Annotated in this window: 16 protein-coding genes; 10 read left to right on the top strand and 6 right to left on the bottom strand. The window is 67.0% G+C overall.

The genetic code is table 11. The features are described 5' to 3' along the window. The first annotated feature begins 16 nt into the window (after positions 1–16). Positions 17–472, top strand: coding sequence for a hypothetical protein (locus tag AC3WTE_RS15460; protein WP_492438756.1), 456 nt, complete (start codon positions 17–19; stop codon positions 470–472). A gap of 84 nt (positions 473–556) precedes the next feature. Here the strand turns inward: AC3WTE_RS15460 and AC3WTE_RS15455 are convergent, their stop codons facing one another. Genes AC3WTE_RS15455 through AC3WTE_RS15445 form a run of 3 tightly spaced genes read right to left on the bottom strand, consistent with a single transcriptional unit; the run spans position 557 to position 3,055 of the window. Further along, positions 557–2,080 carry an ABC transporter permease gene (locus AC3WTE_RS15455; protein ID WP_492438754.1) on the bottom strand — a complete coding sequence of 508 codons (1,524 nt, stop codon included), beginning with the start codon at positions 2,078–2,080 and terminating at the stop codon, positions 557–559. Continuing rightward, a complete protein-coding gene (locus AC3WTE_RS15450; protein ID WP_492438815.1) occupies positions 2,053–2,781 on the bottom strand; it encodes an ABC transporter ATP-binding protein in 729 nt (242 codons plus the stop codon). Before AC3WTE_RS15450 ends, AC3WTE_RS15455 begins: the two co-directional genes overlap by 28 nt. A 55-nt stretch (positions 2,782–2,836) precedes the next feature. Continuing rightward, a complete protein-coding gene (locus AC3WTE_RS15445; RefSeq protein WP_492438752.1) occupies positions 2,837–3,055 on the bottom strand; it encodes a DUF2933 domain-containing protein in 219 nt (72 codons plus the stop codon). A 415-nt stretch (positions 3,056–3,470) separates the two neighbouring features. Here AC3WTE_RS15445 and AC3WTE_RS15440 point away from each other — a divergent pair, with 415 nt between their 5' ends. From AC3WTE_RS15440 to AC3WTE_RS15405, 8 genes are all read left to right on the top strand, one after another. Next, complete coding sequence (locus AC3WTE_RS15440) at positions 3,471–3,752, top strand: SHOCT domain-containing protein (RefSeq protein ID WP_492438751.1); 282 nt, start codon at positions 3,471–3,473, stop codon at positions 3,750–3,752. A 201-nt stretch (positions 3,753–3,953) separates the two neighbouring features. Then, positions 3,954–5,528 carry a multicopper oxidase family protein gene (locus AC3WTE_RS15435; RefSeq protein WP_492438749.1) on the top strand — a complete coding sequence of 525 codons (1,575 nt, stop codon included), beginning with the start codon at positions 3,954–3,956 and terminating at the stop codon, positions 5,526–5,528. A 172-nt stretch (positions 5,529–5,700) separates the two neighbouring features. Next, on the top strand, positions 5,701–6,096 hold the full coding sequence (locus AC3WTE_RS15430; RefSeq protein ID WP_492438747.1) for a hypothetical protein: 396 nt from the start codon (positions 5,701–5,703) through the stop codon (positions 6,094–6,096). A 266-nt stretch (positions 6,097–6,362) separates the two neighbouring features. Next, entirely contained in the window at positions 6,363–7,463 is a 1,101-nt protein-coding gene (locus tag AC3WTE_RS15425) for a beta-propeller fold lactonase family protein (protein WP_492438745.1), read from the top strand. Then, positions 7,430–7,645: a multicopper oxidase domain-containing protein gene (locus AC3WTE_RS15420; protein ID WP_492438813.1), complete on the top strand. Its 216-nt coding sequence runs from the start codon at positions 7,430–7,432 to the stop codon at positions 7,643–7,645. The genes AC3WTE_RS15425 and AC3WTE_RS15420 overlap by 34 nt, the downstream gene beginning before the upstream one ends. 169 nt (positions 7,646–7,814) lie before the next feature. Continuing rightward, the gene (locus AC3WTE_RS15415; RefSeq protein ID WP_492438743.1) at positions 7,815–8,201 is read left to right on the top strand and encodes a hypothetical protein; all 387 of its coding nucleotides are present in this window, start codon (positions 7,815–7,817) and stop codon (positions 8,199–8,201) included. Between the two features lie 248 nt (positions 8,202–8,449). Continuing rightward, on the top strand, positions 8,450–10,897 hold the full coding sequence (locus tag AC3WTE_RS15410; RefSeq protein ID WP_492438741.1) for a heavy metal translocating P-type ATPase: 2,448 nt from the start codon (positions 8,450–8,452) through the stop codon (positions 10,895–10,897). Positions 10,898–11,181: 284 nt separating this feature from the next. Further along, positions 11,182–11,703, top strand: a complete 522-nt coding sequence (locus tag AC3WTE_RS15405) for a YflT domain-containing protein (RefSeq protein WP_492438739.1) — start codon at positions 11,182–11,184, stop codon at positions 11,701–11,703. Between the two features lie 400 nt (positions 11,704–12,103). Here AC3WTE_RS15405 and AC3WTE_RS15400 read toward each other — a convergent pair whose 3' ends face one another. Next, the gene (locus AC3WTE_RS15400; protein ID WP_492438811.1) at positions 12,104–13,042 is read right to left on the bottom strand and encodes a Gfo/Idh/MocA family protein; all 939 of its coding nucleotides are present in this window, start codon (positions 13,040–13,042) and stop codon (positions 12,104–12,106) included. 209 nt (positions 13,043–13,251) lie between these two features. Here AC3WTE_RS15400 and AC3WTE_RS15395 point away from each other — a divergent pair, with 209 nt between their 5' ends. Further along, on the top strand, positions 13,252–13,377 hold the full coding sequence (locus AC3WTE_RS15395; protein ID WP_492438737.1) for a hypothetical protein: 126 nt from the start codon (positions 13,252–13,254) through the stop codon (positions 13,375–13,377). Between the two features lie 71 nt (positions 13,378–13,448). Here AC3WTE_RS15395 and AC3WTE_RS15390 read toward each other — a convergent pair whose 3' ends face one another. Both AC3WTE_RS15390 and AC3WTE_RS15385 read right to left on the bottom strand, forming a co-directional pair. Continuing rightward, positions 13,449–13,823 (bottom strand): hypothetical protein, encoded by a 375-nt coding sequence (locus tag AC3WTE_RS15390; protein ID WP_492438735.1) that lies wholly within the window; start codon positions 13,821–13,823, stop codon positions 13,449–13,451. Positions 13,824–14,076: 253 nt separating this feature from the next. Then, entirely contained in the window at positions 14,077–14,292 is a 216-nt protein-coding gene (locus AC3WTE_RS15385; protein WP_492438734.1) for a hypothetical protein, read from the bottom strand. Between the last annotated feature and the right edge of the window lie 124 nt (positions 14,293–14,416).

Genomic DNA, 14,416 nt, shown 5'->3' with positions numbered 1-14,416 from the left:
CACCCGCGCAGCGATCATGACTGCGGCGATGTGGCTTTTCGGCGCCGGCGGCGCCGCCTTGATCGGTGTCGGTGGGTTTTTCCTGTTCGCCCGGCCAGCATTTCTGCCCGAGGACCTGCACTACTTGCAGCGCAGCGCCGCAGAGGTCGATGCGGCGCTGCCGCGGCTGCGGCGTTGGCTGCATCTGGTGTTCACCGTCCTGGGCGGCTATGCGTTGGCCACGGGGACCTTGACGGTGTACCTGGCGGCCACCGAAGTGCGACACGCCCGGGTCCGCTGTGGTGGTGCTGGCGATCGCGGGCGCCGTGTCGATCGGGGTGATGATCGTGGTGAACTTCGTGCTGCGCTCGGCGTTTCGGTGGGTGCTGTTCACGGTTGGGGCCGTGTGGATCGCGGCGACGCTAGCGGCGGTGATTTCTCTAAACCGGTGATCGGCACCGCCGGGCAGCTAAACACCAAGGGGCACAGATGATTCGGTGCAGTCCTCACTCGCATTTACGGCACAGTCTGCGGGGCTCGCTCGCTGATCGCCGGGCACCGATGTGCCGCTGGCCGGTCAGGTCCAGGGGTGTCCGCGCACCAGTGTGATCGCCGCGATCACGCTTAACCCGCCCAGCCAGGCCAGCCCGATCAGCAGCGGAACGTATTGGTCGAAGTCGGCGGTCAGTGCGGTATCGAAAATGACCCGGGTCCATCCGTAGCCGGGCCACAGATGTGCCGAGGGGGCGGGCGTGGGGCGCAGCATCGGGCTTTGCGCGATGCCGCTGTCCAGGAACGGGATCAGGAAGGCGATGAACACCCCGGCGACGCGGCCGAACAGCGGTCCGATGATCACCCCCACGAGCGCATACGTGGCGCCGAGCCCGACATTGGCCGCGATGTATCCCACCCATTGCCGAGCATCGAAGACGGTCGCGGTCACGGTCAGCGTGGCCGTCGAAATCACCACGACCGAGACCGCGACCACACCCAGGCGTGCCGCCACGGCCAGGTACGCGGGGTAGCCGGCCAGACGCAGGCGCCGGTCGCCGCGGGCGCTGTCGACGACCACGAACAGGCCGGCCAGCGCCGACAATGCGGCAATGGCGATGGGGGTCATGATCCCCGCGTGCACCTCCGGGAACCAGAACGATCCGGTGCGTGCGACGCCGTGCTCGCTCACCGACAGAGTCAGGGTGCGGGCGGGGGTGGTGGCCTTGGCCATCACGACAAAGACGGCGGGAACGATCACCAGCAGGACCAGCAGCACCGGGTTGCGGCGCAAATCGACCAGACCACACCGCAGGGCGGTAACAAACCGGTCCGCGGGTCGGCGCCGCGGCGGCCGATACAGGCGGGCGCCCGCGGTCAATACTGCGGCGGCGACCACCAGCGAACCGAGCACCCAGGCCAGCGATATACCGAGGTCACCGAGCCGACCGGCGTGATGCGACGGCAGGTCAACCATCCACAACGTGACGAAATGCGTGGGGAAGAATCGGGAGACGACCGTGGTGCCGCCGCTGCCGCCGGGGCCGAAGAACACATCGAGCATCCAGATGAACAGGATCGCCACCGCACCGTTGACCGGGTTGGGGACCGCAACCGCGATCAGTGCGCCGATCGCCAGGTAGATCAGCGCGAACATCACCGTGCCGGCAATCACCCTGGCGGGGTCACCGATGCCGGTACGCGCCGCCAGCGCGATCAGCGCCACCGCCGAGGCCAGCGCGGCCAGCAGCAGCCCGGTAGCGGCCCTGGCGGCGATCAGCCGTACCGCAGGCAGCCCGGCCTGTAGTAGCCGCCGGTCAGCGGCCCGGGCCGAGCGGATCTGGAAATACATCGCCAGGCCCGACAGGAACGCCGCCGCCCAGCCGGCGGTCACGGTCTGCAGGGCGGGGCCGATGGTGCCGCCCAGCAACGCCATCGCATCAGCGAGCGACCGGGCGGCGACGACGACGAACACCAGCGGCACCAACACCAGCACGATGAGGTTGACCGGGTTGCGCGCATAGTCGGCTATGAAGCGCCCGGTCAGCAGCAGAACCGGACGCCGCGGCCCGGCGGTGACGGTCACGGCGTGGCCGTGGGCGCGCGGCACCCAGACTCGTCGCAGGATGGGTCGTCACAGAGCTGGCCGTTGCACAACTGCACGATGCGGTCGAAACGCTGCCGGTCGGCGATGAAGTGACTGACGATGAGCACCGCGGTGCCTGCGGTGCGGCGATCGGCCATCAGTTCCCAGAACCGCACATAGGTGTCCCAGTCGAAACCCGCGTAGGGCTCGTCGAGCAGCAGCACCTGCGGGTTGGCCAGCATCGCCAGGGTGAGGTTGAGCTTGGCTAGGGTGCCTCCGGAGAGCCGATCGGCCCGCGTGTGGGCGTAGCGTTCGAAACCCAGTGCGTCGTAAAGGGTTTTGCGGGCCTGGCGCTGCGCTGGCCGGCTCATCCGGTAGGCGCACGCGAACAAGTCGATGTGCTCATCGCAGGTCAGTCGCTCATAGACCACCGGCTGCTGCGGGCAATAGCCCAGCACACCCGCGCGGATCACCGTGCCCGAGTCGGCGGCCAGTTCACCGATGAGGATTTTCATCATGGTGGACTTGCCGGAGCCGTTTTCACCGACCAGCCCCACCACTTCGCCCGGCGCCAGGGCCATATCGACGCCCCGCAGAACCGGCCGCCGGCCCGGCAATGGCCACATGCCCCGCCGAAAGGACTTCTCAATGCCTTCGGCGGTCAGCACCGTTGTGCCCGCCGCGCCGCGAGGCGCTGGCGCGATGACGTGCGATGCAGGGGTGATGGGGTGATCCACGACGGACCCTCCTCGCCTCGCTGCCGCGGCCGCGGCAGCGCCTTTAGGTCTTGGTTGAGTCGCTGTGATGACTGCTGTGGTCGGCGTCGTTGCTGCCCCTGTGGCCGCCGTTCATGCCGCGCATCATCCAGAACATCATCAGCGGGCACGCCAACAAGATCAGTGGATACACCAGCGGCGTGACTGATACGCCGCCCCAAGACAGCCCGATCAGCACGATCACTGCAGCCAATATCAGCCACGGCGCGTATTTGTGGTTCATGAGCTGACTCCTATTTACGGGTAAACCCCCGTTTGTCCTCGACGCTGCCCGACCCGGTATCGGGCTGCCCAGAGGCCAAAGTGTGAAGGCCATGGGACTAGAGTCCCCACGCCTGTCGGCCCGACGCCGCCGGGGGTCCGCCGCCTCTACCCGCAGATCCCCGGCGGCGCCGGGCCCCTCAATACCGTTGCCTGGATGTACGAGGCTGCACCTCACCAGATCGGTTCTGGCCGAACATATCTGCGCATGCGGTGACGCTGCATCCGAACAGGCAGTCATCACAACCGGGTGCCCGCCGGGGGATGTGCGGTCGGCGGCACCCGCGCACCGCAGCAAGGAGCAGAAGGCCCCTCGCTGTTGACTATCGGCTCTATCGCGCCGGTACACCGCGCGTGCACCCTCAGGTCAGCACCACATGATCAGTGGTGATGTGGCGGAAAGGACAACGACCATGATGTGGTACGGCGGCGGCTGGGGCGGCTGGATCATGATGACCGTGACGATGGTGCTGTTTTGGGGTGGCCTCATCGTCGCGGGGGTGTGGGGTATCCGCGCGCTCAGCGGCAGCGGCCGCGCCCAGGGCGTTGCACCGGTGCCGCCGCGACCCGATGAGGTACTGGCCCAACGGTTCGCGCGCGGGGAGATCGACGAAGAAGAATTCCAGCGGCGTATGGCCCTGCTACATCAGCCCCACTGACCAGCCCAGCCCGGCTGCGATCAATGGGCCAGTGCAACACGGGGTTTCACTACCTGCAGGATGGCTGCACACAGCTCACGCCGCCGCGCCGCCTATCGCACGGTGCGCGCGGCGGCCCTCGTTGAATGCAGCACACTCAATTACCCCGCCGCGGTACGTTCACCGTGACCACGCGCGTGGTTCGACAGAAGAGGCTCCGCGATGGGACCGTCCCCGTTAGGTATGCAGCTCAACCGCCGCGGTTTCCTGGCCGCCAGTGTTGTCGGCGGGTTTGCCCTCGCGGGCTGCGGCACCCGGACACCAACCCCGCCTGCAGCGACCCCGCCCGCACCGACTCCCACCGGGTTATCCACCGCGATCGTCAATGCTGAGGCGGCGCGCCCGCACACCGGCCGCACCGTCACCGCGTCGCTGACACCCCAGCCGGCCACCGTCGACCTGGGCGGCCCCACGCCGCGTACTCTGGCCTACGGCCCCACGATCCCCGCCCCGGTGATCCGGGCCAACGTGGGTGACGAACTCGCGGTCACCGTCACCAACCGCCTCGATCACCCCACATCGGTGCACTGGCACGGGATCACGCTCCGCAACGACATGGACGGCGCTGCCCCGGCCACCCCTGACATCGATGCCGGGAAAGATTTCACCTACCGGTTCTCGGTACCGCGGCCGGGCACCTACTGGGCCCATCCACACACCGGGCTCGATGCCGACTTTGGCCTGTATATGCCGGTGATCGTCGATGACCCGCATGAACCGGCGGCCTACGACGCCGAATGGATTGTCGTGCTTGATGACTGGACCGACGGCGTCGGCAAAACGCCCCAGCAGATTTTCGACGCTCTGCACGCCGGTATGCCCGGCATGTCCGGTATGCCCGGCATGGGTGGGATGCCCGGCATGGGTGGGATGCCCGGTATGGGTGGCATGGGTGGGATGCCGGGTATGGGTGCCATGGGCTCTAGTTCGTTGTTGGGCGGGGACGCCGGAGACATCAGCTACCCGTATTACCTGATCAACGGGCGCATCCCGGCCGCCCCCACCACCTTCACCGCCAAACCCGGCCAGCGAATCCGTATCCGCATCATCAACGCCGGCTCGGACACTGCGTTTCGGGTCGCGCTGGCCGGGCACGCAATGACGGTCACGCACACCGACGGCTACCCGATCACCCCTACCGAGGTCGACGCCCTGCTGGTGGGGATGGGGGAACGCTACGACGTCCTGGTCACCGCCGCCGATGGCATCTTCCCGTTGGTAGCGCTGGCCGAAGGGAAAAACATGGTGGCGCGGGCCTTGCTGTCCACCGGTGCGGGCACCCCTCCGGATGCGGGTTTTCAGCCGCCCGAGCTAACCAAACGAGTCGGCACCGTCGACATGTTCACCGCTACACCGCAAGTCGATCTCGGCACGAGCTCGACTGATGTGAACCTCGCCGCGGTGCTGGCCGGCGACATGATGCACTACAACTGGACCATCAACGGCGCACCTTTCGGCAAGACCGAGCCGCTCCAGATCAGCCAAGGTCAACGTGCCGTGCTGACCTTCACCAACAACACGATGATGTGGCATCCCATGCACCTGCACGGCCACACCTTCCAGATCGTCAAGCCCGACGGCAGCCTCGGTGCACGTAAAGACACCGCCATCGTGCTGCCCATGCACAATCTCGCCGTCGCGCTGATCGCCGACAACCCCGGTATTTGGATGCTGCACTGCCACAACACTTATCACCAGGCCGCCGGGATGATGACCAGCCTCAACTACCGCCCGTAATCGAACGCCGCGCCCGGTCAACGGCCACCGTCATGGCGAAAGTTCACCCCATGCGGGGCCTAAAGACTCTTAACGCAAGGTCACCGTGGCGCCGAGACTGGCAGACACGGCCGACGCGTCAGACCGTGCTGAGCTAGTGCGTGCACCACGCAGACCAGAAAGGGCACCGATCATGACCGAGGACTCTGAATCACCCACCGGCACAACGGCAACCACTACAGCGTCGGGGCGGCCGAGCCGGCTCAACCAAGTTGCTGCCTGGGTGGGCATCGTCGCCGGCGTCGTCTTCATCGTCGCGGTGATCTTCTTCAGCGGCTTCTGTGCCGGTGCCTACAGCACCGGCGGCTACTGGCACGGCGCTTACCGTCACCAGCAGTGGCAGCAAGGGCCCGGCTGGACAATGAACCCAGGTCCGATGGGATCGGGCGGTATGGGCTCCGGCGGCATGATGGGACCGGGCATGATGGGACCGGGCATGATGGGGCCCGGCCCGATGACAGGTCCCGGTGGCATGGGACCCGGACAGCCGACCTCTGCACCCGCCACGCCGAATCCCATGCACCCCTAGTCCATTCGACACCCCCACCACGTCAAAGGCCAATCCGGTGGCGGGTCAGCACAATCAAGTCCGGGGGGCAGCTCACTGATGTTTGTTCCCCGCGCGGTGGTCACTGGTGGGCGGGCACACCATGAAACCGGCTGGTTAGATCGCCGCGCCGCTGAGCGATCCGCCGCGGCCGATCGCATTCAGGAGAGAACCACCTCGGGCTGCGCTGCCGCCCGGCCTTGGGTGGGATCGGTTGGGGCCCAACCGGTCCCAGGGAGGATACAACCGTGGCCCGGACAGCCAAACTGATCGCCGCCGGCGCCGCTGCCGTGCTCGGCGCCACGCTGGGAGGTTGCTCGACGAGCAGGGATCAGGCGCCATCGTCGCCGCCACCCCGATCGGGCTCGGTATGGGTCGCCGACGAGGGCACCGACAGCCTCTCGGTGATCGACGCCGCCACCAACACTGTCGCCATGACGGTGACCGGAATCCAGGGCCCGCACAATGTGCAAGTCGCCCGCGATGGCGCGGTCGTGTACGCCACCAGCAGCGCGGGCATCGTCATGGCCATCGACCCTGCGACCTACCGCATCACCGCGTCAGCCCCGACCGGACCGCACCCGGCGCACGTCATCGAAGCCCCCAACGGCAAGGTCTACGTCACCAACGCCGGAGATGGCACCGTGTCGGTCTACCGGGCCCCAGGCCTGGTTCCCGCGGGGCGGATCGCTCTCGGCGGCATGCCCCACGGCCAACGCCCGGCCGCCGGCGGATCGGTGATCGTCGTGGCCAACATGATGGACGGGGCACTAGACCTGATCGACCCCGCCACCGACCAGTTCATCGGGGCGGTGCCGGTGGGTAATTCGCCCGTGCAGGTCGCCGTCAGCGCCGACGGCAAATACGCCTACGCCGGTATCAATGATCCGCCGAGTGTGGTGAAAGTCGATCTGGCACAACGCAAAGTCATCGGCAGCGTCCCGGTCCCCGATACCCCGGTGCAGCTCTATCTGTCCCCCGACGAGAAGACAGTGATCTGCGCCGATCAAGGCAGCCGGGACGCTCCCGGCCGCACCCTGTCGGTCATCGAGACCGCAGCCATGACGACCCGCGGCACCGTCGCCACCGGCTCCGGGCCGCATGGTGTAGTCATCGATACCTCGGGCCGGTGGGCCTGGGTGACCAACAGCTTCGACAACACCGTCTCCACGGTGGATCTGGCGGGCCTGTCGGTGGTGGCGACCATTGCGGTGGGCACCGAACCCAACGGCATCAGCTCCTCCCCGCAACCACCGGCCGCGGCACCGACCAACAGCACCGCCCTCACCATCCCGGCCTCACCCAAAGGCGGCCAATCAGGCACCGCCAACGGCGACCACAGGCACTAGCTCATAGCGAGCCGCCGCCAGCGACGGCAGTCTCGTCGACCACCGCGAGGACCGATAACGCCATCGCGCTGGTCGCCGACAACGCCGATATTTGGATGCTGTACTGCCACAACGCATATCATCAGGCCGCGGGGATGCGCAGTCCTCGACTGGCCCCGCCGCCTCTCATGCCGCAGCCGTGATCCGGGCGCACCACACGGACGCCAGGAGCCCGCAGTGACATCGAAAGTTCCCCTCGCGCGGGTCGAAAGGCCCTAACAGAGCGCCACGCTGGCGCCAAGACTGGCAGTCGCGGCCGGCATACCCGCGCCGAGCTAGTGCGCGCATCACACAGACGAGAAGGGCATCGATATGACCGAGGCATCTGAATCACCCACCGACACCACGGCAGCCACCACGGCGGCGTCGGGGCAGCCGAGCCGGCTCACCCAGGTGGCGGCCTGGGTGGGCATCGTCGCTGGCATCGTTTTCGTGGTCGCGGTGATCTTCTTCAGTGGGTTTTACGCCGGGGCGTATAGCACCGGCGGGTATTGGCACGGTGCGTACCGCTACAACCCATCGCAGCCAGGGCCCAGCGGCACCATGGGCCCCGGACCGATGGGGTCGGGCGGCATGATGGGCTCCGGCACCATGGGCTCCGGCGGCATGATGGGACCCGGTCAAATGGGGCCCGGCGGAATGCCGGCGCCCGGGCAGCAAACCTCCGCACCGGCTTCGCCGAGCCTGCACCATACCTAACCGTGTCATGAGCGCGCGTTCTACGGCGAGACACCGGCGTCAGCGCACCACGATTGACGCCGGCATCGATCACAGTGCGGGGCCCTGCGCACCCCTGTGTGCTGAGTCATTCATGCGGGCGCGGTTATTGCCGATGCTGGCGGGGATGTGGTCGGCGGTGTTGGTCCGCACGTAGCGGCGGGGCTCTGATTACCAGTGTTGATCCAGGCGGGGATATCGGTGCGGGGATATCGGTGAAGGAGTGGGGCATGGTTTCCTCGGTTGCAGGTTCTGCGCGCACGGTGGTGTTGGAGCTCGATGGTGTGCAGTGGGCGTCCCAGAAGAATGTGGTGGAGGCGGTTCTTGGTAGACGGCCGGGAGTTGTTGGGGCGGAGGCGAATCCGGTCGCGCAGACCGTGACGGTGCGCTACGACCCGGCCCGTGCCACGGTTGAGGAGCTCGCCGGCTGGGTCAGAGACTGCCGCTATCACTGCCGCGGTGAATCGGTCCCCGATCACCTGTGCCCGCTGCCAGCACCTGCCACTGACGTCGCCGCCCGCGCTCACGGCGAACACGGCGGCTCTGCAGGGCACGGCGGGCATGCCCCAGCGGGTGCAGTCAGCGATCGGACGGGGACGCCGGCCGAGGTGATGGGCCATGGCGGGCACGGTGAGATGTCGATGGCCGCGATGGTGCGCGACATGCGGAACCGGTTCCTGGTCGCCGTGGTGTTCGCGGTGGTGATCACGTTGTGGTCCCGGATCGGGCGTGACGTACTCGGGTTCACCGTGGCGGCGCCGTTCGGGCTACGCGACGACGTGTTCCAGTTGATCCTGAGCGTGCCGGTGATCTTCTACTCGGCACAGGTGTTCTTCGCCGGGGCGTTGCGGGCGCTGCGGGCCCGCACGTTGGACATGATGGTGCTGGTCGCGGTCGCCGTCGGTGCCGGCTGGGTGTACTCGGTCGGGGTCACCCTGACCGGTGGCGGTGACGTCTTCTACGAAGCGGCGACGATCCTGACGGCGTTCGTGCTGCTCGGGCACTACTTCGAGTTGCGGGCGCGGGGCGGGGCCAACGAGGCGGTCCGTGCGCTACTCAAGCTGGCCCCGCCGATGGCGATCGTGCTCCGCGGCGGTGAACCGGTCGAAATCCCCACCGATCAGGTTGCGGTCGGTGATGTGCTGCTGGTTCGTCCCGGCTCCAAAATCGCGGTGGACGGGGTCGTGGAGGACGGCGACAGCGACGTCGATGAGTCCACCGTGACCGGTGAAAGCCTGCCGGTGCACAAGAGCGTCGGCGATGAGGTGGTGGGGGCCACCATCAACACCACCGGCACGATGCGGGTCCGGGCCACCAAGGTCGGTGCCGATACCGCACTGGCCCAGATCGTGAAGCTGGTGCAGGAGGCGCAGAACTCCAAGGCCCCTGGGCAGCGCCTGGCGGACCGGGCCGCGTTCTGGCTGGTTCTGGTGGCGCTGCTGGGCGGGGTCGGCACGTTCGTGGTGTGGCTGCTGGTGGGCCGCCCGGTCAGTGAGGCGCTGTTGTTCGCGATCACGGTGGTGGTGGTGACCTGCCCGGATGCGTTAGGGCTGGCCACTCCGACCGCGATCATGGTCGGGACCGGTCTGGGGGCGGCCCGCGGGGTGTTGTTCAAGAACGCGACCGCGATCGAGACGTCGAAGAAGATCGACGTGGTCGTGATGGACAAGACCGGCACGCTGACCCTGGGCGCACCCGAGGTGACCGACCTGATCGTGGACGGGCTGCCCGAAACTGAGGCGCTGGCGTTGATCGCCGCGGTGGAACGAAACTCCGAACATCCGCTGGCCGCCGCGGTCGTGCGGCGAGCCGACACCGACGGTGCTCGCCGCCTCGACGCGCAGGGCTTCGCCAACGTGGCGGGCCAGGGTGCGATCGCCGTCGTTGATGGTCACCGGGTCGTGGTCGGCAATACCCGCCTCATGACCGCGCAGGGCATCGACCTGGGCGTGCTGGGTGCCCGCCAACAGGAGCTCGCCGCCGGCGGGCGCACGGCGGTGCTCGCCGCCGTCGACGGGCGGGCGGCAGCGGTGATCGGGATCGCCGACGCGGTGCGACCCACCTCCGCGGCCGCCGTCGCGGAGCTCGGGTCGATGGGCGTCGAGGTGGTCATGCTCACCGGCGACAACGCGGCCACCGCGCAGCGGATCGCCGCGCAGATCGGCGTCACCACGGTGATCGCCGACGTGTTACCCGGCGACAAGGCCGCGAAGGTCACCGAGCTCATGAACGCTGGCCATCGGGTGGCGATGGTCGGCGATGGGGTCAACGACGCCCCGGCATTGGCTCAAGCCGACCTCGGGGTCGCGATCGGCGCCGGTACCGACGTCGCGGTGGAAACCGCCGACGTGGTGCTGATGCGCTCGGATCCCCTCGACGTGGCGGTGGCGCTGCGGATCGGGCGGGGCACCGTGCGCAAAATGGAGCAGAACCTCGGCTGGGCGATCGGCTACAACTCCATCGCACTGCCGATCGCGGCTGGTGTCTTTGAACCGGCGTTCGGGCTGGTGCTGCGCCCCGAGCTCGCCGCCATCACGATGGCTGGGTCCAGCTTCCTGGTCGCGGTGAACGCGCTGACCCTCAAACGTCTGCGCCTGCCCACCGCCGCGCCGGCGCCGGGGGCGCCGAGCCAGCCGTCGGTCGCCCCGGCCGCAGTCCCCGCCGCGGGACGGGGCTGACATGCCCCACGCCGGTGACACCGCGCCACCTTCGGGCGCTCACCGGCGCGGCACCGAAAGCCCACCGATGACCAGCGCATCCCTCGGCGTTGCTAGCGCCGCGCACTTCCTGGTCGGGGGTTGGCGCTGGCCGGCATCGCGTTCGCGGTGGAAGGCGTCCCGCATATCACCTGGACCCCGCGGTTCGTGGCCGTCCTAGCCTTCCTCGCCTGATCGCGACCGTCACCGGGTCTGCAGCCCGGATTCCAGAATCCGAATCCAAACCCAACCACACAGGAGGAACCATGGACATCCACCACGATCAGCCTTTCGACGACCCGACCGCCCAGGGCGCGGCCAGCGCCGACTATCGAACCATCGTCAGCTATCGCGACTACACCGACGCTCAACGCGCGGTTGACCGTCTGTCCGATGCGGATTTCCCGGTGGAGAATCTGCGCATCGTGGGCCACGGAGTGAGCACGGTGGAGGCCATCACCGGCCGTATGACCAACGCCCGCGCGGCTCTGACCGGCGCGGCCAGCGGTGCGTGGTTCGGCTTGTTCATCGGGCTGCTGTTGGGGATGTTCGCCGTAGCGCACGCGTGGTTGGCCGTCCTGGCCACCGCCCTGCTTATCGGTGCAGTGTGGGGCGCCATCTTCGGGTTCGTCGGGCATTGGGCCACCCACGGCCGCCGCGACTTCACGTCTGTGTCCACTCTGGCAGCGGAGCGCTACGACGTCGTATGTACACCGGCTCTGACCGCCAAGGCCGCCACCCTGCTCACCACGCTGCGCGATGAGCCGACGCGGGGATTGACGAAATGAACACCCGCCCGTCGCGACCAGCCATGGTGACCGGCCGGGCCGGACCTGCCATGCCGGCGGTCCTATGCCGCGGTCGGGTTCGACATGGACCGCGTGGTGACCGACACCGCCCTGGTACACGCCGCGGACTGAAAGGCACGCTGGGACTAAGCGCTTCCCGAGCAGGCGGCGCCGCCGATGCGATTCAGCTCCCGTATTCGAACAACCTTGTCGCGACGCTGCGTGGCCTCGTCGATGACAGACGCGCCAGCCACATGGGAGCACGAGCCCAACAGGCATACTTCTCACCACGACACCGGTGTTAAGAGTGAAGGAAGCTCCAAAAACCGGTGTAGTTCTTGATCGAATACCACTGCCTTCAGCCGTGATTCACCGTTGGCGGCAACATCGCTTGATCCATTCAGCTGGGCTCACGCAGCGGCAGGCCGGCGGTGCGATAGATCGCGTCGATGACGGTCATGTTCTCGACCGCGTCCTGCGGCGTCGTTTTCACCGGTTGGCCGTGCAGCACTGCCGCGGCGAACGCGTCGAGTTGATAGGCGTAGGAGGCGCGGCGCGAAAAATGCTCCACCCGTCTGCCGCCGGCTGATCGGACCGAGAGCCGGTGGAAGAACTGCGGCATGACCGGATTGAGCACCCTCAGCTCGCCCTGGTCGCCCACCACCCTGGCGCTCATCTGCAGTAGATTCGCCGACCACATCGAGCAGTGGATCCGGCCGGTGTGACCGCCCGGGAACCGCAACTCGGCCGTCATGGCCCGGTCGACCTCTCCGTCACGCAACTTCGCCTGCGCCGAAACAACTTCCGGGGTTGCACGGCCGAACGTGCGAGCCATGTGGACCGCATAGCAGCCAGCATCCATCGTCGCCCCACCGGCGAGCGAGTAGTTGTAGCGGATGTTAGAGAACTCCGGCAGGGGATAACACAGGGTCGCCTCCACCCGCTCGAGTGTGCCCAGTTCGCCCGAGGCGATGATCTGCTCGATTCGCAAAGCCAGCGGGTGGTAGCGGTAATGGAACGCCTCCATCACCACCGGGCCGGACTTGGCGGCGAGTGCGGCGACTTCACGCGCTTCGGCGGCATTGGCGGTGAACGGCTTTTCGCACAACACGTGCTTGCCGGCGGCCAAGGCGGCTCGGGTCCACCGGCCGTGCAAGCTGTTCGGCAGCGGATTGTAGATCGCGTCCAGCTGCGGGTCGGCGATCAACGCCTCGTAGTCCTCGTGCGCCCGCGCGATGGCGTGTTTGGCGGCGAAGGCCCGTGCACGCGCGGCATCGCGCGCCGCCACGGCGGCGACCACCACCTCGACATTGGATTTGGCCGGCCCGATGAGCGCCATCGGTGCGATACGTGCCGCGCCTAGGATGCCGATCCGCAAAGGCGCTGCCTTGTTTGCCGTCACTGACGGACGCTAGCACTTATCGCGACTCGTTCGACGTCCCGACAAGTCGGAGACTGGTTAGTCGATGTTGCCTGGGGGCCGTCCCGTTCGCCAGATTGAGCGAAGATTCCGTTGCAGTGTTCGGTCATCCACTGTCGGGTCATGTCATGGGACTGGCGTCTCACCCGCTGGGTGACGGAGAGTGCACCCCATTTCCGGTCGTCGGTGATGAGGTCGTCGCCCCGTCGACGCAGGCGTGGTTCGTGCGGCGCATGCCACTGGCAGTCCAGTGATGAGGCGCCGTCGTCAGTAAGGCGAAATCTCGCGACCACTGCGGTCAGGCCGGAACCGAGCTGTGTCTGAGTTAATCCGATGCCCGAGAAGTGATTCGGTAAGGGCTCGATGCGCGCCCTCGGGGAACTATTCGATGTGATCCCGAATCCTTGATCTCTGCCAGGCCGAACCAGCTGTGACCGTGCCAGCCCCGAGACTGCGACACCAGGGTGGTCGAATTGCGGTCGTCGAACAGATACGCGCTGGGATCGTACGTTTCGGCGATCAACCTCAAATCCGCTGCTGCAATTGGAGGAAACAATTCGACAGCCCATAGCGTCGGCACTGCGACATGCTCGTCGGCGGGAACGACCAGGCTGTGCTCCTCAAAGCTCCAGACTTGCTCACGGTCGAAGTCGAGGGTGTTCGTCCAGTCACAGATCAGCTGGCGCGCCGGATACGACAAGACCTTGTGTCGTGGCGGTTTTCGTGTCCATTCGAGCAGTCGGTAGGCGATGTCGTGCCAGCGGCGTCCGGCCCCGATGTCGGTACCGCGGCCGGGCGGCGTCGGCGTAGCGTCACCCCCCGCTCCGATGATCTGATCTCTTTGATGGTTTGCACTACAGCCTCGGGCTCTCGTCGCTCGCCGGCATTGGCCTGCGTGATTCCCGGTGGGCCCGTCGTTGCTGTCGTCGGTGTTGGGCCCTCGGAGGTCGTCATCACGCACCGTCTTCACGGGCCCGCCGCTTAGCGACGAGGCGCAACGCGTCCTGAATGTCGTCCTCGTTTTCCCGCCTGGCCACCAGGTCGTCGACCGCCTGACGGACGACTTCGGCTTCGGAGGTGCCGTCAACGAACGCGATGGCGCTCACCACGTCATGAGCACGTTCTTCAAGCCTGGCATTGACCTGACGCCGCCGACCGGTGTCGCTCACCACATCAATTAACTCCCACGACACGGGGCTGAGGCCCCTGGTACCGGTAGTTTATAGATTATATTTCGTAGCATAGATCGGACCCGTAGCTGGGAGCGAGATGACGACATCCGAAAGGCGCGGT

The organism is Mycobacterium sp. FW102-FHT13B02, from assembly GCF_058790275.1.
Note: the sequence above shows the minus strand (reverse complement) of the source record. Positions and strands in the feature narration are given on the sequence as shown.

Coding starts and splice junctions, on each gene's coding strand:
- AC3WTE_RS15460 (WP_492438756.1), top strand. CDS start 17: ATGACTGCGGCGATGTGGCTTTTCGGCGCCGGCGGCGCCGCCTTGATC.
- AC3WTE_RS15445 (WP_492438752.1), bottom strand. CDS start 3,055: ATGAACCACAAATACGCGCCGTGGCTGATATTGGCTGCAGTGATCGTG.
- AC3WTE_RS15440 (WP_492438751.1), top strand. CDS start 3,471: ATGATCAGTGGTGATGTGGCGGAAAGGACAACGACCATGATGTGGTAC.
- AC3WTE_RS15435 (WP_492438749.1), top strand. CDS start 3,954: ATGGGACCGTCCCCGTTAGGTATGCAGCTCAACCGCCGCGGTTTCCTG.
- AC3WTE_RS15430 (WP_492438747.1), top strand. CDS start 5,701: ATGACCGAGGACTCTGAATCACCCACCGGCACAACGGCAACCACTACA.
- AC3WTE_RS15415 (WP_492438743.1), top strand. CDS start 7,815: ATGACCGAGGCATCTGAATCACCCACCGACACCACGGCAGCCACCACG.
- AC3WTE_RS15410 (WP_492438741.1), top strand. CDS start 8,450: ATGGTTTCCTCGGTTGCAGGTTCTGCGCGCACGGTGGTGTTGGAGCTC.
- AC3WTE_RS15405 (WP_492438739.1), top strand. CDS start 11,182: ATGGACATCCACCACGATCAGCCTTTCGACGACCCGACCGCCCAGGGC.
- AC3WTE_RS15400 (WP_492438811.1), bottom strand. CDS start 13,042: ATGGCGCTCATCGGGCCGGCCAAATCCAATGTCGAGGTGGTGGTCGCC.
- AC3WTE_RS15395 (WP_492438737.1), top strand. CDS start 13,252: ATGGGACTGGCGTCTCACCCGCTGGGTGACGGAGAGTGCACCCCATTT.